Source organism: Stenotrophomonas maltophilia (genome assembly GCF_025642255.1).
Taxonomy (GTDB): domain Bacteria; phylum Pseudomonadota; class Gammaproteobacteria; order Xanthomonadales; family Xanthomonadaceae; genus Stenotrophomonas; species Stenotrophomonas maltophilia_P.
Genome location: NZ_CP106759.1, coordinates 625,724 through 644,782 on the forward strand (window position 1 = coordinate 625,724; position 19,059 = coordinate 644,782).

The 19,059-nt window shown below is 68.1% G+C and carries 17 protein-coding genes and 1 other RNA gene; 15 read left to right on the forward strand and 3 right to left on the reverse strand.

All coding sequences use genetic code 11. The features are described 5' to 3' along the window. Window positions 1–13 precede the first annotated feature (13 nt). Together N8888_RS02795 and N8888_RS02800 are read right to left on the reverse strand one after the other, a co-directional pair. Window positions 14–382, reverse strand: coding sequence for a YraN family protein (locus N8888_RS02795; protein WP_253119413.1), 369 nt, complete (start codon window positions 380–382; stop codon window positions 14–16). Then, the gene (locus N8888_RS02800) at window positions 372–2,093 is read right to left on the reverse strand and encodes a penicillin-binding protein activator (RefSeq protein ID WP_128989130.1); all 1,722 of its coding nucleotides are present in this window, start codon (window positions 2,091–2,093) and stop codon (window positions 372–374) included. Before N8888_RS02800 ends, N8888_RS02795 begins: the two co-directional genes overlap by 11 nt. Before the next feature lie 81 nt (window positions 2,094–2,174). Here N8888_RS02800 and rsmI point away from each other — a divergent pair, with 81 nt between their 5' ends. Continuing rightward, a complete protein-coding gene (gene rsmI / locus N8888_RS02805) occupies window positions 2,175–2,993 on the forward strand; it encodes a 16S rRNA (cytidine(1402)-2'-O)-methyltransferase (protein WP_053516466.1) in 819 nt (272 codons plus the stop codon). A gap of 87 nt (window positions 2,994–3,080) precedes the next feature. After that, an RNA gene (rnpB, locus tag N8888_RS02810) (RNase P RNA component class A) lies at window positions 3,081–3,432 on the forward strand. 51 nt (window positions 3,433–3,483) lie between these two features. Here rnpB and N8888_RS02815 read toward each other — a convergent pair. Next, window positions 3,484–4,272, reverse strand: a complete 789-nt coding sequence (locus tag N8888_RS02815) for an NRDE family protein (RefSeq protein ID WP_263177335.1) — start codon at window positions 4,270–4,272, stop codon at window positions 3,484–3,486. A gap of 369 nt (window positions 4,273–4,641) precedes the next feature. On the opposite strand from N8888_RS02815, the gene N8888_RS02820 reads away from it, so the two are divergent. Genes N8888_RS02820 through ftsA form a run of 13 tightly spaced genes read left to right on the forward strand, consistent with a single transcriptional unit; the run spans window position 4,642 to window position 18,907 of the window. Further along, window positions 4,642–5,043 carry a division/cell wall cluster transcriptional repressor MraZ gene (locus N8888_RS02820; RefSeq protein WP_008266948.1) on the forward strand — a complete coding sequence of 134 codons (402 nt, stop codon included), beginning with the start codon at window positions 4,642–4,644 and terminating at the stop codon, window positions 5,041–5,043. 14 nt (window positions 5,044–5,057) lie between these two features. Next, window positions 5,058–6,026, forward strand: a complete 969-nt coding sequence (rsmH, locus tag N8888_RS02825) for a 16S rRNA (cytosine(1402)-N(4))-methyltransferase RsmH (RefSeq protein WP_053516464.1) — start codon at window positions 5,058–5,060, stop codon at window positions 6,024–6,026. Next, window positions 6,023–6,286, forward strand: coding sequence for a cell division protein FtsL (gene ftsL, locus N8888_RS02830; RefSeq protein ID WP_053516463.1), 264 nt, complete (start codon window positions 6,023–6,025; stop codon window positions 6,284–6,286). Before rsmH ends, ftsL begins: the two co-directional genes overlap by 4 nt. Beyond that, window positions 6,283–8,127, forward strand: a complete 1,845-nt coding sequence (locus tag N8888_RS02835) for a peptidoglycan D,D-transpeptidase FtsI family protein (protein WP_065182805.1) — start codon at window positions 6,283–6,285, stop codon at window positions 8,125–8,127. Before ftsL ends, N8888_RS02835 begins: the two co-directional genes overlap by 4 nt. Continuing rightward, window positions 8,124–9,623 carry a UDP-N-acetylmuramoyl-L-alanyl-D-glutamate--2,6-diaminopimelate ligase gene (locus N8888_RS02840; protein ID WP_263177344.1) on the forward strand — a complete coding sequence of 500 codons (1,500 nt, stop codon included), beginning with the start codon at window positions 8,124–8,126 and terminating at the stop codon, window positions 9,621–9,623. Before N8888_RS02835 ends, N8888_RS02840 begins: the two co-directional genes overlap by 4 nt. Continuing rightward, the gene (locus N8888_RS02845) at window positions 9,620–11,014 is read left to right on the forward strand and encodes a UDP-N-acetylmuramoyl-tripeptide--D-alanyl-D-alanine ligase (protein ID WP_193396214.1); all 1,395 of its coding nucleotides are present in this window, start codon (window positions 9,620–9,622) and stop codon (window positions 11,012–11,014) included. Before N8888_RS02840 ends, N8888_RS02845 begins: the two co-directional genes overlap by 4 nt. Further along, window positions 11,004–12,089, forward strand: coding sequence for a phospho-N-acetylmuramoyl-pentapeptide-transferase (mraY, locus tag N8888_RS02850; protein WP_053516457.1), 1,086 nt, complete (start codon window positions 11,004–11,006; stop codon window positions 12,087–12,089). Before N8888_RS02845 ends, mraY begins: the two co-directional genes overlap by 11 nt. Before the next feature lie 2 nt (window positions 12,090–12,091). Further along, a complete protein-coding gene (gene ftsW / locus N8888_RS02855; protein WP_263177347.1) occupies window positions 12,092–13,408 on the forward strand; it encodes a putative lipid II flippase FtsW in 1,317 nt (438 codons plus the stop codon). After that, window positions 13,405–14,493: an undecaprenyldiphospho-muramoylpentapeptide beta-N-acetylglucosaminyltransferase gene (gene murG / locus N8888_RS02860; protein WP_065175811.1), complete on the forward strand. Its 1,089-nt coding sequence runs from the start codon at window positions 13,405–13,407 to the stop codon at window positions 14,491–14,493. Before ftsW ends, murG begins: the two co-directional genes overlap by 4 nt. Before the next feature lie 40 nt (window positions 14,494–14,533). Next, the gene (gene murC / locus N8888_RS02865; protein WP_263177350.1) at window positions 14,534–15,970 is read left to right on the forward strand and encodes a UDP-N-acetylmuramate--L-alanine ligase; all 1,437 of its coding nucleotides are present in this window, start codon (window positions 14,534–14,536) and stop codon (window positions 15,968–15,970) included. After that, a complete protein-coding gene (locus N8888_RS02870) occupies window positions 15,967–16,929 on the forward strand; it encodes a D-alanine--D-alanine ligase (RefSeq protein WP_263177351.1) in 963 nt (320 codons plus the stop codon). The genes murC and N8888_RS02870 overlap by 4 nt, the downstream gene beginning before the upstream one ends. Beyond that, a complete protein-coding gene (locus tag N8888_RS02875) occupies window positions 16,926–17,675 on the forward strand; it encodes a cell division protein FtsQ/DivIB (RefSeq protein ID WP_053516451.1) in 750 nt (249 codons plus the stop codon). The genes N8888_RS02870 and N8888_RS02875 overlap by 4 nt, the downstream gene beginning before the upstream one ends. After that, window positions 17,672–18,907 carry a cell division protein FtsA gene (gene ftsA, locus N8888_RS02880; protein WP_005408083.1) on the forward strand — a complete coding sequence of 412 codons (1,236 nt, stop codon included), beginning with the start codon at window positions 17,672–17,674 and terminating at the stop codon, window positions 18,905–18,907. The genes N8888_RS02875 and ftsA overlap by 4 nt, the downstream gene beginning before the upstream one ends. Window positions 18,908–19,059: the final 152 nt, after the last annotated feature.

The following is a 19,059-nucleotide window of genomic DNA, read 5'->3' on the forward strand; positions in this document are numbered from 1 at the left end:
ATGATCGAGGGCATCAGCAGTCGTCCAGCCGGAATGCGTCGCGCAGCCAGTGCAGCTGTGGCGGTTCGCCGCTGGCCTCGACCACGTCGAAGCGGCAGGGCGCATCGGCCAGTGCAGGATGCGCCTGCAGGTACAACTGTGCGGCCTGTACCAGGCGCCGGCATTTGCGGGGGTCGACCGAGGCGGCAGCGCCGCCGAAGTCGCTGCGCGCGCGGTACCGCACCTCCACGAAAACCACGGTACCGGCGTCGTCCATCACCAGGTCCAGTTCACCGCTTCGATAACGGACATTGCGCGCGCGTGGCTGCAGCCCGGCCTGTTGCAGGTGCAGCTCGGCGGCGGTTTCCATCGCCGAGCCCCGCTGCGTGCGCTCAGCGACCACCGACGATCGGCATCGGCCGGCCGCCGCTGAAGGTCGACCACGCCGGCTGGCGCAGGATGTTGCCATTGCCATCGAGGAACAGGGTGCCGGTGGCGCCTTCCAGGCCGCCTTCGTTGGCCAGCTTGTCCAGATAGCTGCTGATCTTCCACGCGTCGGCGCCGAAGGCGAACAGGCGGCCGGCGGCACCGCGCGCGCTGGGCAGCGTGCTGGCGACCTGGCTGGCCGACGGCAGGCCGGAGACACTGCGCACGTTCCAGGCTTCATTCGGGTAGACGATGCCGTCCAGTGCCACGTCTTCCTCCACCTTGCCGCTGCCGATGGTCAGCTGGGACGTACCGACGCGGGTGGCGCCGCCGACACCGGCCAGCGCCAGCTGCGGCGCAAGCAGCCGCGCCTGCGGAGCGCGCACGGCGAGAAACACAGCGTCGACCTGGCCGGCATTGCGCACCTGGGCGCCGACATCGCCCACCGCTTCAGGGACCGATACCGTGGCGGCCACCTGGCCACCGCGCTGGGTGAAACGCTGGGAGAAGGCCGCGGCGGCGCGGCGGCCGGTATCGTCGCTGCTGCTGATGACCAGGGCGCGATTGCGCTCACGGCCGCGCAGGTATTCGGCGGCGACGATGCCGTCGTCTTCCGGGGCGAGCGAGAAGCCGGCGCTGCCGGCCGGCGGTGAATCCTTGCCACGGTTCAGTGCCAGCACCGGCACCTGCAGCGGCTGGCGGCCGTATACCGCATCCACTTCATCGCGGCCCAGCGGGCCGACGACGAAGTCGGCACCGGAGGCCACTGCCTTGTCGTAAGCAGCCAATGCACCGGCCGGCGTGCCGGCGGTATCGAAGAAATTGATGTCCGGGCGGCGGCGCGATTCGCCGTAATAGGCGGCGAGCAGGCCATCGCGCACCGGCTGTGCCGCGGTGGCAAGGCGGCCACTGAGTGGCAGCAGCACGGCCAGCTTCGCCGGCGGGCGGTAGCCATCGCTCATTGCCGGCGGGCGCTTGCTGGTATCGAACTGGGCGGCACCGTCGCGGTCGAACGGACGCGGAAGCGGCAGGCCGCGGGCGATCAACGCACGGCCGGCGAAGTTGTACAGCGGATCGTTGGCCGGCAGCGCGGCGGCACGGCTGCGCAGGGTGGCATCGTCGAGGGTGCCGAGCAGGCCTGAAATGGCCGCCTGGTTCTCGTTGCGCGCGCTGCCGGTGAGGCCGGCCTGCGCGCGTGCGCGGTCGCTGGCGGCGCCGAAGGCATCGCCAGTGGCCTGCAGGGCCTGGGCACGGGCGAGCAGCCAGCGCGTGCGCAGGCCGGGTGCGACGTTGTCGCCATTGTCCTTGAGCAGGGCCAACGCCTGTGCGGGTTGCTTGTCAGCCAGTGCCAGCTCGGCGCCGGTCAGCTGGTAACGCTGCAGGCTGGCACCGGACAGCTGGCGGGCGCTGAGCTGCCCCAACAGGCTGCGCGCGCGGGTGCTGTCGCCGGCCAGGTGCCACGCCCAGGCTGCATCCGCCAGGGCATTGCTGCGCGCGCTGCCGCGCAGGGTGGCCGCCAGGCCCTCCAGCTGCATCGCGGCGTCGCGCGGCTTGCCCTGTTCGATCAGCGCCAGCGCCTGGCTCTGGGCCGGCGATTCGGGCGCGCTGGTGAAGCTGGTGGTGGCACAGCCGGCCAGGAGCATCAGCGACAACGAAAGGGCGGAGATGCGTGCGGCGGGCTTGTTCATGATCGGGTCCATGCGATGAGGGCAGCGGCCTTGGCCAGGTACACGCTAGGATTCTACCCTTGCCCCGTGAGTACCGCTGAAATGAGTGTCCCCACCCTGTATGTCGTCGCCACGCCGATCGGCAACCTGGCCGATCTGAGTCCGCGCGCACAGGAGGTGCTGCGTTCGGTAGCGGCGATCTGTGCCGAAGACACGCGGCGCAGCGGCCAGCTGTTGTCCCATTTCGGCATCCAGCAGCCGCTGGTGGCGCTGCACGAGCACAACGAAGACGCCCTGGCGCAGCGACTGGTCTCGCGCCTGCAGGCGGGCGAATCGCTGGCGCTGGTCAGCGATGCCGGCACGCCGCTGGTCAGCGATCCCGGCTTCCGCCTGGTACGGGCCGCGCGCGCGGCGGGCATCCGGGTCAGCCCGGTTCCGGGTGCCTGTGCCGCCATTGCCGCGCTCAGCGTGGCCGGCCTGCCCAGCGATCGCTTCAGTTTCGAGGGATTCCTGCCGGCCAAGGCCAGCGGGCGCCGCGACCGGCTGCAGGCGCTCGCCGGCGAGGTGCGCACGATGGTGTTCTACGAATCCTCGCACCGGATCGCCGAGTCCCTGGCGGACATGGCGGCGATCTTCGGCGGTGAGCGGCCTGCGGTGCTGGCGCGGGAGCTGACCAAGCTGTTCGAGACCGTGCTGGATGGCGATCTGGCGGCCTTGCTGGCAACGGTCGAAGCCGACGAGAACCAGCGCAAGGGCGAGTTTGTGGTGATGGTGCAGGGGGCCGGCGACGACGAGGAAGCGCAGCTGGCCCATGGCCGTCGCGTCTACGCCACATTGAGCGAGCACCTGCCGCCGTCGACCGCCGCCAAGCTGGCCGCCGAGCTGACCGGCGCACCGCGCAAGGCGTTGTACGGCCGGTAGCGCCGGGCCATGCCCGGCGTGCGCGTCGCGCGGCATCGAACAGCCACCGGGCAGGAACCACCCGCGTACGGTAGAATGCGCGCTGGCGGAGCCGGCCAGACAGTCGCGTCATCCCTTGCGGGGTGCCGAGGAAAGTCCGGGCTCCACAGGGCAAGGTGCCAGGTAACGCCTGGGCGGCGCAAGCCGACGGAAAGTGCAACAGAAAGATACCGCCTACGTCTTCTTCGGAAGGCCGGTAAGGGTGAAATGGTGCGGTAAGAGCGCACCGCGAGTCTGGTAACAGACCGGCACGGCAAACCCCACCTGGAGCAAGACCAAATAGGGATCCTTTGGCGCGGCCCGCGTTGGATCCGGGTAGGTTGCTTGAGCGTTGCGGTGACGTAACGCCTAGAGGAATGACTGTCCACGACAGAACCCGGCTTATCGGCCGGCTCCGCCTCCATTCACTTTTGTAGCGCCAGGCCATGCCCGGCGGCATCCTGCCCGCCGCTCAGAAGTCGATGCGGCTTCCGGCAACAAGTACGCCCTGCGGCCCGAAGCGGCGTTCATGGATCTGCCCGTGGCCATCACCATCGATCAGCAGCACGGTGCTGGCACGGGTGCCGTAGTCGTCGCCGCGGATGAAGGCCGGGCTCAACCAGCGCTCGCGTTCCAGTCCGATGCCGGTGTCCGGCAGGTCACTGTCGGCAGGCCGGTGTTCGTCGGCCAGCGCGGTCCATAGCGGGGTCAGGTCCGGGGTCAGATCCCTTTCGCTTTGCGAAGGAGATCTGACCCCGTCTTCTTCCAGCCAGGCCGTCAGCGCGGCCATCAGCCGCTGTGTCTTCGGCCAGGGGGCATCCAGTGCACCGTTGGACATGCCATGCACGCCCGGCCCCAGGCGCTGCCGTTCGGCAGGGTGGTTGCCCAGATACTCCAGGCTGTCGCTATCGGCCAGCAGCAGGTTGAACGGGGCGTAGGCGCCGGCCACGGCCGCCAAGCGGTCGATATGCACTGCGGCCGGGTCGCGGCCACGCAGGAAGTCGGCCACCAGCGCGCCACGCGAGGGACCGGTCTGGGCGGCCAGCGGATCGCGCACATTGGTGACCACCGCCATCCGGCCGCCGGCACCGACGCCGGCCCAGCCTCCTCCGGAGCGGAGGTCGCGCCCGCCGATGACGGAGGTCTCATCCTGCCAGCGGGCCAGCGCCGCAGTGGGGCGGGCGTGGAACTCATCACGGTTGCCGGTCATCACCAGCCGCCAGCGCGGATGGTGCATCCAGCCAAGAGCAAGCAGGCACATGACGTCATTGTGCCCGGTTTGCGCAGTCTGGCGCCGCTTTCAGCCAGTTCCCGATGAATGCGGGGGCGATGTTTCACGCCCCCTGCACAGGCCTGAACTTCCGTTCAATCTCAAAAATTGAGACGGATCAGCAACTTGTGGATAAGCCTTGAACAATTCTCTAAAGGTTGCTGCAAGCCATTGATGTGGCTGGCGATTTCCCTGCGGAAAAGTTGTTGACAACCCTTCGCTCGCTGCTAAGGTGGGCATCAGAGGGAAATCCGGGTGTTTTGTGGGTTTTCGTGGTTCAATGTTTCACCGGGCGAAGGACAAGGTGCAGGCGTCGTGTTTCAGGGCGAGACGGCCATCACAGTTGACGACAAGGGGCGCATGGCGGTTCCCACCGCTTACCGCGACCTCGTCGCGCGCGCCAGCAACAACCGTCTCGTGTTGACCTACAACCCGTTCGAAGCCGGCTGCCTGTGGCTGTATGCCGAGTCCGAATGGGAGCGGGTCCGCGACGATGTCATGTCCAAGCCCAATACCCAGCGCGTCGTGCGCCTGTTGCAGCAGAAGCTGGTCGGCTCGGCCGCCCACCTGGAGCTGGACGGCAACGGTCGTATCAGCATTCCCGCCAGCCACCGCGGTGCGGTGGGCATAGAAAAGAAGGCGGTATTGCTCGGTATGGGCGACAAGTTCGAATTGTGGAGCGAGCAGGCGCATCGTGCCCTGATCCAGCAGACGTTGTCTGACGAGGATCTGGGCGATGGGTTGCTCGACCTGAAGTTGTGAGCCGGGGTGCCCGGATGCGCCCAGAAGCGCAGGCCGGTCACCTTCCGGTGTCGCAGTCGCCGGCGGTGCACCTGCCGGTCCTGTACACCCAGGTCCTGGACGGCCTGAGGGTGATCGAAAACGGACGTTATCTGGATGGCACGTTCGGTCGTGGCGGTCACGCACGTGGCGTGCTCACCCAGTTGGGGCCGGAGGGACGCCTGCTGGTCATGGACAAGGATCCGGAAGCCATCGCTGTGGCCGAGCGCGACTTCGCGCCGGACCCGCGCGTGTCGATTTTCCGTGGCAGCTTCGCCCAGCTGCTGCAGTGGAACGAGACCGCCGAAGGCCTGGATGGCGTGCTGTTCGATCTCGGCGTGTCCTCGCCGCAGCTGGACGTGGCCGAACGTGGTTTCAGCTTCGGCAAGGACGGCCCGCTGGACATGCGCATGGATCCGGACAGCGGCGAAAGTGCCGCGCAGTGGATCAACCGCGTCGAAGAGCGCGAGATCGCCGACGTGCTGTGGACCTACGGCGAAGAGCGGCAGAGCCGGCGCATCGCCCGCGCCATCGTTGCCCGCCGCGAGAAGCAGCCGTTCTCCCGCACCGCCGAACTGGCCGAACTGATCGCGTCGGTGATGCCCCGCGGCAAGGACAAGATCCATCCGGCCACTCGCAGTTTCCAGGCCATCCGCATCCACATCAACCGCGAGCTGGCCGATCTGGAGGCCGGGCTCGACGCGGCGGTGGAACGGCTCAAGCCCGGCGGCCGGCTGGCGGTCATCAGCTTCCATTCGCTGGAAGACCGTATCGTCAAGCAGTACATGAACCGTCTGGCCAAGGCGCCGCCTGCCAACCGCCGCCTGCCTGAAGCGGTCGCGTTCGTGCCGACCCTGGACCTGATCGGCGGGGCCATCAAGGCCACGGACGACGAACTGGCCGCCAACCCGCGCGCGCGCAGCGCCGTGCTGCGCGTGGCCCAGAAGCGGGAGGCCGACGCATGAGCCGCCTGCTGCTGATCATTCTGCTGGCCTCCACCGTGGCCTCGGCGATCGGCGTGGTGTTCGTGCGCCACCGCCACCGGCAGACGTTCATCGAGCTGTCGCGCGCCGAGCGTGCGCGCGATGACCTGAACATCGAATTCGGCCGCCTGCAGCTGGAACAGGCCACTCTGGCCGAAGCCAACCGCGTCGACCGCATCGCCCGTGAAAAGCTGGGCATGAAGTTCCCCGAAGCCGCCGACGTAGTGGTGGTGCGCCCATGAGCAAGACCGGCCGCAACCGTCCACGCAACGCCTTCAACCTGCGCCAGCGCCTGCGCTGGGTGGCGCTGGCGCTTGGCCTGTGTTCGGTGTCGTTGGTCGGCCGCGCGGCCTACGTGCAGATCATCAACAGCGATTTCTACCAGCGCCAGGGCGAGGCCCGCTACCTGCGCGAGCTGCCGATCAAAACCTCGCGCGGCATGATCACCGACCGCAACGGCGAACCGCTGGCGGTCTCCACCCCGGTGGCCTCGATCTGGGTGAACCCGCAGGACCTGCTGCGCGCGCCTGACCGCATTCCGGAATTGGCGCAGGCCGTGGGCATGTCGGTGGACGAGCTGAGCAGCCGCCTGTCGCAGAAGTCGGACAAGGAATTCATGTACCTGCGTCGCCGGATCAATCCGGATGAGGCAGAAAAGGTGGTCGCGCTGAAGATTCCAGGCGTGGCCGCGCAGCGCGAGTTCCGCCGCTTCTACCCGCAGGGCGAAGCGATGGCGCATGTGCTGGGTTTCACCAACATCGACGACCGCGGCCAGGAAGGCCTGGAACTGGCGTTCGACGAATGGCTGCGCGGCAAGCCGGGCGCGAAGCGGGTGATCCGCAACCGCAAGGGCGAGACCGTCGAGAGCGATCTGCTGCGTGCCGCCGAACCGGGCAAGGACCTGACCCTCAGCATCGATCGCCGCATCCAGTACCTGGCCTTCAAGGAACTGCGCAATGCGCTGGTGGCCAACAAGGCGGCCGGCGGTTCGATGGTCATCATGGACGTGACCACAGGCGAGATCCTGGCCATGGTCAACCTGCCGACCTACAACCCGAACTCGCTGACCGGTGCGTTGCCCGATTCGCGCCGCAATCGCGCGGTGACCGATCTGGTCGAACCGGGCTCGACGATGAAGCCGTTGACCATCGCCACCGCGCTGCAGGCAGGCGTGGTGACCAAGGACACCATCGTCGACACCAATCCGGGTTACATGACCCTGGGCCGCTTCACCATCCGCGACGTGCCGCGCAACAACGGGGTACTGAACGTGACCGGCGTAATCACCCGCAGCTCCAACGTGGGTGCCGCCAAGGTCGCGGCGAAGATGCCTGACCAGACCTTCTATGACGGTGTGCGGCGCTTCGGCTACGGCTCGGTACCGCACAGCGGTTTCCCGGGTGAGTCCGGAGGTGTGGTGATGCGTCCGGGCCGTTGGTCGGGAACCACCAAGACCACCATGTCCTATGGCTACGGCCTGTCGGTCACGCCGTTGCAGATCGCCACCGCGTACTCGGCGCTGGCCAACGGTGGTCGCCTGATTGCACCGACCTTCGTCAAGGGGCAGCGCAACGAAGGCCAGCAGATCATCGACGAGAACGTCGCCAAGCAGGTGGTGGCGATGATGGAAACGGTGGTCACCCAGGGCGGCGCCAAGCAGGCGGCGGTCCTGGGCTACCACGTCGCCGGCAAGACCGGTACTGCGCGCAAGGCCGGCCCCGGCGGCTACGAGCGCGGTCACTACAACGCGCTGTTCGCCGGCGTGGTGCCCGCCACCAACCCGCGCTTCGCCACTGTCATCGTCATCAATGATCCGCAGGCCGGCAAGTTCTACGGCGGCCTGGTGTCGGCGCCGGTCTATCACAACGTGATGGAAGGCACTCTGCGCCTGATGGATGTGCCGCTGGACGACCTGCAGTCGTGGCTGGCCGCGCAGCAGTCCGGAAAGATGGGGCACTCGGCCTCGATCCTGCCGGCCCCGCCGGCCGAGACCGCGCTGCCGGTCGATGCCGCCGCCGAATTCGATGCCGCGCTGCCCAGCGCGCAGGTCCAGACGCCGCCCGCCACGGGAGGCACGCAATGAGCCCTTCGATGTTGCTTTCGCAGTTGCTTCCGGACGTGGCCCTGGCGGGCCATGATCCCGTTCTGACCGGCCTGGTGCTGGACAGCCGTGCCGTACTCCCCGGCAATGCCTTCGTGGCCATCGCCGGCTTCGGCGCACATGGCCTGGGCTTCGTCGATCAGGCGCGCGCGGCGGGCGCCGGCGCGATCCTGTTCGAGCCACCGGCACCGGACGATCTGCCCGCACCGGCCGATGCCATCGCGGTGCCGGGCCTGCGCGCACGCATGGGCGCAATGGCTGACCAGTTCCACGGTGCACCGTCGCGGGCAATGGCGATGGTGGGTGTCACCGGTACCAACGGCAAAACGTCCACCGTGCAGCTGCTGGCCCAGGCCTGGCATCTGCTGGGAACGCCCAGTGGCAGTATCGGCACGCTGGGTGCCGGACTTTACGGCGCGGTCGAGCCGACCGGTTTCACCACGCCGCTGGTGCTGCAGATGCATGCCCTGCTGGCGCAGCTGCGCGACCAGGGTGCGCGTGCGGTGGCGATGGAAGTCAGTTCACATGCGCTGGACCAGGGCCGCGTCGATGCCGTGCATTACGACGTGGCCGTGTTCACCAACCTCACCCGCGACCATCTCGATTACCACGGCGACATGGCCAGCTACGGCGCGGCCAAGGCCCGCCTGTTCCATCGTCCTGGCCTGAAGGCCGCGGTGATCAACCTCGACGACGCGTTCGGTCGCCAGCTGTTCGCCGACCTGCCGGCCGGCGTGCTGCCGATCGGCCTGAGCTCGCGCGATACCGACGGCGCCGTCGTGCTCGCCGACGCGCTGCAGCTTGATGGCCGTGGCATCGCCTTCGACCTGGTGATCGAAGGACAGCGCGCAGCTGTCCGATCGCCGCTGCTGGGCCGCTTCAACGTCGACAACCTGCTGGCCGTGGCCGGCACCCTGCACGCACAGGGCCAGTCACTGCCGCGTATCGCCGAGGTACTGTCGGCGCTGCAGCCGATCCGCGGCCGCATGAACCGCCTTGGCGGCGAGCAGGGCCTGCCGACCGTGGTCATCGACTACGCGCACACGCCGGATGCACTGGAACAGGCACTGGACAGCCTGCACGGGCATCTGCAGGGCACGCTGTACTGTGTGTTCGGCTGCGGCGGTGAACGTGACACCGGCAAGCGCCCGCAGATGGCGGCCATTGCCGAGCGGCTGGCCAACCAGGTCATCGTGACCGATGACAACCCGCGTGGCGAGGACGGTGACCGCATCGTCGCCGACATCCTTGCAGGATTTACCGATGCCGGCGCGGTGACGGTGCAGCGCAACCGTGCGCGCGCGATCGGCCTGGCCGTGAAGCGCGCCGGTGCCGGCGACATCATCCTGATCGCCGGCAAGGGCCATGAGCCCTACCAGGAGATCAAGGGCGTACGCCACGACTTCGACGACACCGAAGTGGCGGCCGCTGCACTGGCTGCCAAGGCCGGTGTGTTGGCGGCGGAGGGTGCACGATGAAGCGCACCCTGCTGTCGCTGATCGCGCACTGGGCCGGCGGCGAGATCCACGGCGACGATGTCGCCATCGATGCCATCAGCAACGATACCCGCAGTCTTGGCCCGGGCAGCCTGTACGTGGCCCTGCGTGGCGAGCGCTTCGATGGCCATGACTTCGCCGCCGACGCGCAGGCCCGTGGCGCCAGCGCGCTGCTGGTCGAGCGCCTGCTGCCGGTCGAGCTGCCGCAGGTGCTGGTCGCCGACAGCGAACTGGCGCTGGCGAAGATCGCCACGGGCATGCAGCGCGACCGCAGCACCGAGGTCTTCGCGATCACCGGCAGCAACGGCAAGACCAGCGTGAAGAGCCTGCTGCTGGCCATCCTGCACCAGGTGGCACAGCACGCGCACAAGGTGGTCTATGCCAACCCGGGCAACCGCAACAACGAGATCGGCCTGCCACTGGCGGTGATCGATGCGCCGGAAGATGCCGACTACGCCGTCTACGAGATGGGCGCCGGCAAGCCGGGCGACATCGCCTACCTGACCGATATCGCCCGCCCGCGCTATGCGCTGGTCAACAACATCGCGCCTGCGCATCTCGAGCGGATGGGCAGTCTGCTCGGCGTGGCCACCACCAAAGGCGCCATCTACGCCGCACTGCCGGCCGACGGCGTGGCGGTGATCAATGCCGATGATGCCTACGGACGCTGGTTCGAGCAGCACTTCGTCGGCGTTCCGCCGCGCTGCCGCGTGCTGCGTTACGGCCTGGAACACACTGCCGACATCACCGCGCGTGACATCCGCGCCGGTGCGCAGGGCAGCCAGTTCACGCTGGTCTCGCCGATGGGCGAAGCACGCGTGGTGCTGGGCCTGCCGGGCCGCCACAACGTCAGCAATGCGCTTGCTGCCGCCAGCCTGGCGCTGGCTGCCGGCATCGACCTGGCATGGGTCGCCGCCGGCCTGGCCGACGCACAGCCGGTGCCCGGACGCCAGATCGCCCACCAGCTGCGCAATGGTGCGGTGCTGGTGGACGACAGCTACAACGCCAATCCCGGTTCGCTGGCCGCCGCCATCGATGCGCTGGCGGCCGCCCCGGAAGAGGGCTGGCTGGTGCTGGGTGACATGCGTGAGCTTGGCCCGGATGCGCAGTCGCTGCACGCGCAGGCCGGCGTCCGCGCGCGCGCCGCAGGGCTGAAGCGCCTGTATGCGCTCGGTCCGCTCAGTGCCGCCGCCGCCGCCGCGTTCGGCGAAGGCGGCCGCCAATTCGCCACCCATGACGCGCTGTCGCAGGCGTTGAAGGACGAGCTGCACGCCGGCGTGCGCTGCCTGGTCAAGGGTTCCCGTGGCAGCGCCATGGACACGATCGTCAAAGCGCTGCTGGCGCAAGGAGAGGAATCCCCGCATGTTGTATGAACTGGCTCGATGGTTGCAGCAGTTGGAGAGCCTGTTCGGGCTGTTCAACTACCAGACGTTCCGCGCCATCCTTGCCGCGTTGACGGCCCTGTTCCTGTCGCTGTGGCTCGGCCCGGCGATGATCCGCAAGCTTGCCCAGTTCAAGGGCGGCCAGCCGATCCGCAAGGACGGCCCGCAGACCCATTTCTCCAAGGCCGGCACGCCGACCATGGGCGGTTCGCTGATCCTGCTGACCGTCACCCTGTCGGTGCTGATGTGGGCCGACCTGCGCAACCGCTACGTCTGGCTGGTGCTGGCGGTGATGCTGTGCTTCGGCGCGATCGGCTGGTACGACGACTGGATCAAGATCGTCCGCCGCGACCCGAACGGCTTGAAGTCGCGCTGGAAGTACCTGCTGCAGTCGATCTTCGGACTGGCCGCCGGCCTGTTCCTGTTCTATACCGCCGATGTACCTGCCGCACTGACCTTCTACATTCCGATGTTCAAGTCGGTGGCGCTGCCGCTGGCCGGAATCGGCTTCGTGACCATCGCCTACTTCTGGATCGTCGGCTTCTCCAACGCGGTCAACCTGACCGATGGCCTGGACGGCCTGGCGATCATGCCCACCGTGCTGGTCGCCTGCGCGCTGGGCGTGTTCGCCTACGCCTCCGGCAACGTGGTGTTCGCCAACTACCTGCAGATCCCGCAGATTCCCGGTGCCGGTGAGCTGGTCATCATCTGCGCCGCCATCGCGGGCGCCGGGCTGGGCTTCCTGTGGTTCAACACCTATCCGGCGATGGTCTTCATGGGCGACATCGGCGCGCTGGCGCTGGGCGCGGTGCTGGGCACGATCGCGGTGATCACCCGCCAGGAACTGGTGCTGGTGATCATGGGCGGCGTATTCGTCATCGAGACCCTGTCGGTGATGATCCAGGTCGCCTCGTTCAAGCTGACCGGCAAGCGCGTGTTCCGCATGGCGCCGATCCACCACCATTTCGAACTGAAGGGCTGGCCGGAGCCGCGGGTGATCGTGCGCTTCTGGATCATCTCCGTCGTGCTCGTGCTGATCGGCCTGGCCACGTTGAAGGTGCGCTGACGATGAACGACCTGTCCCGCCAGGCAACACGCCTCGAAGCCATCGAAGGCAGCTACGACAAGTGGCTGCTGGGTGCGATGCTCGCGCTCACCGGGCTGGGCGTGGTGATGGTGGCGTCGAGCTCGATCGCGTTGATGAGCAGCCCGTTCTACTACCTCAACCGCCACCTGGTGTTCCTGGCGATCGGCATCGTGCTGGCGGCCATTGCCGCGCGTACCGAGCTGAAGTCCATCGAGCAGTACAACCAGGTGCTGCTGCTGGGCTGCTTCGCACTGCTGCTGGTGGTGTTCATTCCCGGTCTGGGCAGCAGCGTCAATGGTGCCCGCCGCTGGATCAACCTGGGGGTCTCCAAGTTCCAGACCGTGGAAGCGGTGAAGGTGCTGTACATCGTCTGGCTGTCCAGCTACCTGGTGCGCTTCCGCGACGAGGTCAACGCGACCTGGCCGGCGATGCTCAAGCCGCTGGGCGTGGCCGGTGCGCTGGTGGTGCTGCTGCTGCTGCAGCCCGACTTCGGTTCGTCGACCCTGCTGCTGGCGATCACGGCCGGCATGCTGGTGCTGGGCGGAGTCAACATGCCGCGCATGTCGATGCCGGTGATCATCGGCCTGGTCGGCATGAGCGCGCTGGCGATCATCGAGCCGTACCGCATGCGCCGCATCACCTCGTTCCTGGACCCGTGGGCCGACCAGCAGGGCGACGGCTACCAGCTGTCCAACGCGCTGATGGCGGTGGGGCGCGGCGAGTGGACCGGCGTCGGCCTCGGCAATTCGGTACAGAAGCTGTACTACCTGCCCGAAGCACATACCGACTTCATCTTCTCGGTGACCGCCGAGGAATTCGGCTTCATGGGCACCTGCGTCATCATCGCCCTGTTCGCGCTGCTGGTCGGCCGCACCTTCTGGCTGGGCATGCGCTGCGTGGAAATGAAGCGCCACTTCTCCGGCTACATCGCCTTCGGCATCGGCCTGTGGATCAGCATGCAGACCTTCGTTTCGATCGGCGTGAACCTGGGCATCCTGCCGACCAAGGGCCTGACCCTGCCGCTGATCTCCTCGGGCGGTTCGTCGGTCCTGATGACCTGCGTGGCGATGGGCCTGCTGCTGCGCGTGTCCTACGAGCTGAAGCGTGCCGAGCGCCGCCAGGCCGTGCGCATCGGCGGCGGCGACGATGCTGCCACCGCACCGGCCGAAGAGCCGTCCGCCCCGTCCGCGGGGGCGCTGCCGATGGGCGCGGACGCGCCTGCCGGCGCGGGCCCTGCCGTGCGTGGCACCAGCCGCCTGCAGTCCCGCGTCGAACCGACTTTCGGGAGGCTCGGATGAGCGCTGCCGACCACAACGTTCGCCCGGTGATGATCCTGGCCGGTGGTACCGGCGGGCATATCTTCCCGGGGCTGGCCGTGGCCCGCGTGCTGCGCGAGCGTGGCGTGCCGGTCACCTGGATGGGCGCCGAAGGCGCGATGGAAACCCGGTTGGTGCCGCAGCACGACATTCCGATCGACACGCTGTCCATCACCGGCCTGCGTGGCAAGGGCAAGCTGGCACTGCTGGGCGCACCGTGGCGGCTGATGCGCGCGTTGCGTGCGGCCGGCATGATCATCCGCCGTCGCCAGCCGCGTGCGGTGATTGCCTTCGGCGGATTCGCCTCGGGACCCGGTGGCATGGCCACCCGCCTGCATGGGCTGCCACTGCTGGTGCACGAGCAGAACCGCGCACCCGGCATGACCAACCGCATCCTGTCGCGCTACTCGCGCCGCCTGCTGACCGGGTTCCCGGGCACCTTCGCCAAGGGTGAAGAAGCGGTGGGCAATCCAGTGCGTGCGGAGATCGCCGCGATCGCGCCGCCGGAACAGCGTTTCGCCGATCGCCACGGTCCGTTGCGCGTGCTGGTGGTGGGTGGCAGCCAGGGTGCGCGCGCACTCAACAGCGGCGTGCCGCAGGCCATCGCAGCGCTCGGTGCCGAAGTGCCGGTGCAGGTGCGCCATCAGAGCGGCGAGAAGCTGCACGCCGAAGCGGTCGAGGCCTATGCCAAGGCGGGCGTGCAGGCGCAGATCACGCCGTTCATCGCGGACATGGCCGAGGCATTCGCGTGGGCCGACCTGGTCGTGTGCCGTGCCGGGGCATCGACCCTGGCCGAGTTGTGCGCGGTCGGTGTCGGCAGCGTGCTGGTGCCATTCCCCGCCGCCGTCGACGATCACCAGACCCGCAACGCGGAGTATCTGGTCGAGCGCGGCGCGGCGGTTTTGCTGAAGCAGGACGGAACGCTGGCAGACGGCATTGCCGCACTGCTGCGCGATCTGTCCGAAAATCCCGGCCGCCGCATGCAGATGGCGCAAGCCGCGCGTGCCCTGGCCAAGGTCGATGCCGCCGAGCGCATCGCCGATATCATTCTCGAGGAAGCTGTATGAAGAAGGCATGCCAGCGCGCCTGCCCTGCGCGAGGCCGCGCATGATCCGTCGCCTGCACGACACCAACGACCTGGTGCGCGCCTTCCCGCGCGTGCACTTCGTCGGCATCGGCGGCACCGGCATGAGCGGCATCGCCGAAGTGATGCTGACGCTGGGTTATGAAGTGTCCGGTTCGGACAATGCCGACAATGCGGCCACCCGCCGCCTGGCCGGCCTGGGCGCACGCATCATGCGTGGCCATTCGGCGGCCAATGTGCTGGGCACCGACTGCGTGGTGGTGTCCAGCGCGATCCGCGAAGACAACCCGGAGCTGATGGAGGCGCGCAGCCAGCGCATTCCGATCATGCCGCGTGCGGCGATGCTGGCCGAGCTGATGCGCTTCCGGCGTGGCATCGCCGTGGCCGGCACCCATGGCAAGACCACCACCACCAGCCTGACGGCAGCGGTGCTGAGCGAGGGCGGCCTGGACCCGACCTTCGTGATCGGTGGCCAGCTGCTGGCCGCCGGCGCCAACGCCAAGCTCGGCGGTGGGCAGTGGCTGGTGGCAGAGGCCGATGAGAGCGATGGCAGCTTCCTGCGCCTGAATCCGCTGATGTCGATCATCACCAACATCGATGCGGACCACCTGGAGAACTACGGCAACGACTTCGCCCGGGTGCAGGCCGCATTCGCCGAATTCCTGCAGCGCCTTCCGTTCTACGGGCTGGCGGTGCTGTGCATCGACGATCCGGAAGTGGCTGCACTGGCCGCCAGGACGCCGCGCCACGTCATGAGCTACGGCATGAGCCCGCAGGCCGACGTGCGCGCCGAGAACGTGGTGCAGGAGGGCTCGCGCATGCGCTTCACCCTGCGCCTGCCGCAGGGCACCAGCCAGGAAGTGGTGCTGGCACTGCCGGGCCGGCACAACGTGCTCAACGCGCTGGCCGCCGCTGCGGTCGGTTGGCAGCTGGGCGTGGCACCGGATGCAATTGCCCGTGCGCTGGAGGCCTTCGCCGGCGTCGGCCGTCGCTTCAATGACCTGGGCGAAGTAGCCACCGCCAGCGGTGCCAGGGTGCGGATCATCGATGATTACGGTCATCACCCGAGCGAACTGGAGGCGGTGTTCGCCGCTGCCCGCGGCGGCTGGGCCGACAAGCGCCTGGTGGTCGCGTTCCAGCCCCACCGCTACAGCCGCACCCGCGACCAGTTCGACAAGTTCGCTGCAGTGCTGTCCAGCGTCGACGCGCTGGTACTGAGCGAGGTCTACCCGGCCGGCGAGGAGCCGATCGCAGGTGCCGATTCGCATGCGCTGGCACGCGCCATCCGCGCCCGCGGCCGCAGCGAGCCGGTGGTGGTGGGCAAGGCCGCCGAGCTGGCGAGCGTGCTGCCGGACGTGCTGCAGGATGGTGACCTGCTGCTGATGATGGGGGCCGGCGATATCGGCGCCGTCGCCACCCACATCGCAGTGGAAGGCTTCAAGGCGGAGGGCGAGGCGTGAGCACGCTGACCTTCCCGCCGCTGCGCAGTACCGACCCGGCCGCGTTCGGTCGCGTCGCCGTGCTGCTCGGCGGTACCTCCAGCGAGCGCGAGGTGTCGCTGGATTCCGGCCGCAACGTGCTGGAGGCGCTGCAGTCGCGCGGCGTCGATGCGTTCGCCGTGGACGGCATTCCGGCCCTGGCCCGGGCATTGGCCGGCGGCGGCATCGATCGCGTGTTCAACATCCTGCACGGCCACAACGGTGGCGGAGAGGATGGCATCGTGCAGGGCCTGATGGACGCCTTCGGCGTGCCGTATACCGGCTCGGACGTGCTGGGTTCGGCATTGAGCATGGACAAGATCCGCACCAAGCAGGTATGGCTGTCGGTCGGTTTACCCACCCCGCAGTACCGGAAGGTCACTGCCGAGACCGTCCACGCACAGGCGCGCGAGCTGGGCCTGCCGGTGGTGGTCAAGCCGGCCAACGAAGGCTCCAGCGTGGGCATCAGCCGTGTGACCGACGAAGCAGGCCTGGACGAGGCGGTGGCGTTGGCCGCGCGCTACGACGGCCAGCTGCTGATGGAGCAGATGGTGGTCGGCGACGAGCTGACCGTCGCCATCCTTGGCGACGTCGCACTGCCGTCGATCCGCATCGTGCCCAAGGGCCAGTGGTACGACTACAACGCCAAGTACATCGCAGAAGATACCCAGTACCTGTGCCCGGGCCTGGACGGCGAGGCCGAGGACGAGCTCCGTCGCATCGCGCTGGCCGCGTTCCGCGCCGCCGGCTGCCGTGGCTGGGGGCGCGTGGACGTGATGCGTGACCGGGCCAGTGGCCGCTTCTTCCTGCTGGAAGTGAACACCGCGCCGGGCATGACCAGCCACTCGCTGGTGCCCAAGGCGGCCCGCCAGGCCGGCATCGGCTTCGAGGAGCTGGTATGGCGCGTGCTTGAACAGACCCTGGAGGCTGGCCACGCATGAACGCGGTGCTGCGCATCTTCGTCTGGCTTCTGGCGCTGTCGGTGGTGGCACTGCCGGTGGTGGCCGTTGTCAATGGCTGGGTCGGCGCCGAGCGCTGGCCGCTGGCGAAGCTGCGCGTGCACGGTGAATTCAAGCGCGTGCCGGCCGAGCAGCTGCAGCAGGTGCTGTTGCCGTATGCGCGTGCCGGGTTCTTCGCGGTCAAGCTGCAGGATGCGCAGGACGCACTGGAGAAGCTGCCGTGGGTGGAAAGCGCGCAGGTGCGCAAGCAGTGGCCTGACGTGCTGGAAGTGACCCTGGTCGAGCACAAGCCTTTCGCCCGCTGGGGCGAGGGTCGCCTGCTGTCCGAGCAGGGCAAGCTGTTCCCCACGCCGAAGAAGCTGGCCGACCTGCAGCTGCCCGAGCTGGATGGCCCCGACAGCCAGACCGAGGAAGTGGTCAAGCTGTACAACGATTCACGCGCGCTGTTCGCGCCTGCCGGCGTCGACGTGCGCCGGCTGACCATGGATGCGCGCGGCAGCTGGTCGCTGGTGCTGAGCAACGGCACCGAAGTGGTGGTCGGGCGCGATGACGCCCGTTCGCGCCTGCAGCGCTTCGTGCGCGTGCTGCCACAACTGGCCAACCAGGCTGCGCCGATCGAGCGCGCCGATCTCCGCTACACCAATGGTTTCACGCTGAGCTGGGGCACCCCGGCCGCGCCGGCTGACGCGCCGGCGACCCCGGCAAGAAGGACGCAGGAAAGGACATGAATCGCAAGGGTGACAAATCGCTGATCGTCGGCCTGGATATCGGCACCTCCAAGGTGGTGGCGCTGGTGGGCGAGTATTCGCCGGGCAATCCGATCGAAGTGATCGGCATCGGATCGCACGAGTCGCGCGGCCTCAAGCGCGGCGTGGTGGTGGACATCGAATCGACCGTGCAGTCGATCCAGCGTGCGGTCGAAGAGGCCGAGCTGATGGCCGGCTGCGAGATCCGTTCGGTCTACGCCTCGATCTCCGGCAACCACGTGCAGTGCAAGAACTCGCCGGGAATCGTGCCGATCCGCGATGGCGAGGTGACCTGGGGCGACCTGGACCGCGTGCTCGACGCTGCCAAGGCGGTGGCGATTCCGGCTGACCAGAAGATCCTGCATGCGATCCCGCGCGAGTACGTGCTGGATGATTCGCAGGAAGGCATCCGCAACCCGGTGGGCATGACCGGTGTGCGCCTGGAAGTGCATGCACACCTGGTGGTGTGCGCGCAGTCCGCCGCCGCCAACATCAGCAAGTGCGTGCAGCGCTGCGGCCTGCAGGTGGATGATCTGGTGCTGTCCTCGCTGGCCTCCAGCGTGGCGGTGCTGACCGCCGACGAACGCGAGCTGGGCGTGGTGCTGGTCGACATGGGCGCAGGCACCACCGACATCGCGGTGTTCGTGCAGGGCGCGATCTGCCACACCGCATCGCTGCCGATTGCCGGCGACCACGTCACCAACGACATCGCGCACATGCTGCGCACGCCGACCCCGGAAGCCGAGCAGATCAAGGTGCGCTACGCCTGCGCCCTGGCCCAGCTGGCCACTGCCGAGGAGAGCATCCAGGTGCCGTCGGTGGGTGATCGCCCACCGCGGCGCATGCCGCGCCATTCGCTGGCGCAGGCAGTGCAGGGCCGCTACGAGGAAATCTTCGAGATGGTGCAGGCCGAACTGCGTCGCTCCGGCTTCGAAGAGCTGGTGCGCGCGGGCATGGTGCTCACCGGCGGTGCATCGAAGATGGAAGGCGTGGTCGAGCTGGCTGAAGAGATGCTGCAGATGCCGGTGCGCGTGGGAATTCCGCAGCACGTCACCGGCCTGGGCGAAGTGGTCGGCAACCCGGTGCACGCCACCGGCGTGGGCCTGCTGCTGATGGGCAGCCAGATCGAGCATCCGCGCCGGCCATCGCTGCCGACCGGGCGCGCCGGCAGCATGTTCAAGAAACTCAAGACCTGGTTCCGCGGCGAGTTCTGACGCGGAACCCTTAACGCCGGGCATCGCCCGGATGCAACACCCGCAACACAACGCAACACCGGCAACACACAACCCACACAGCCGCAACGGCGGCATGCAGCAGGACGGCAGGACGCCCGAATGCCCATGCCATCGAAAGCGGATACAACGAG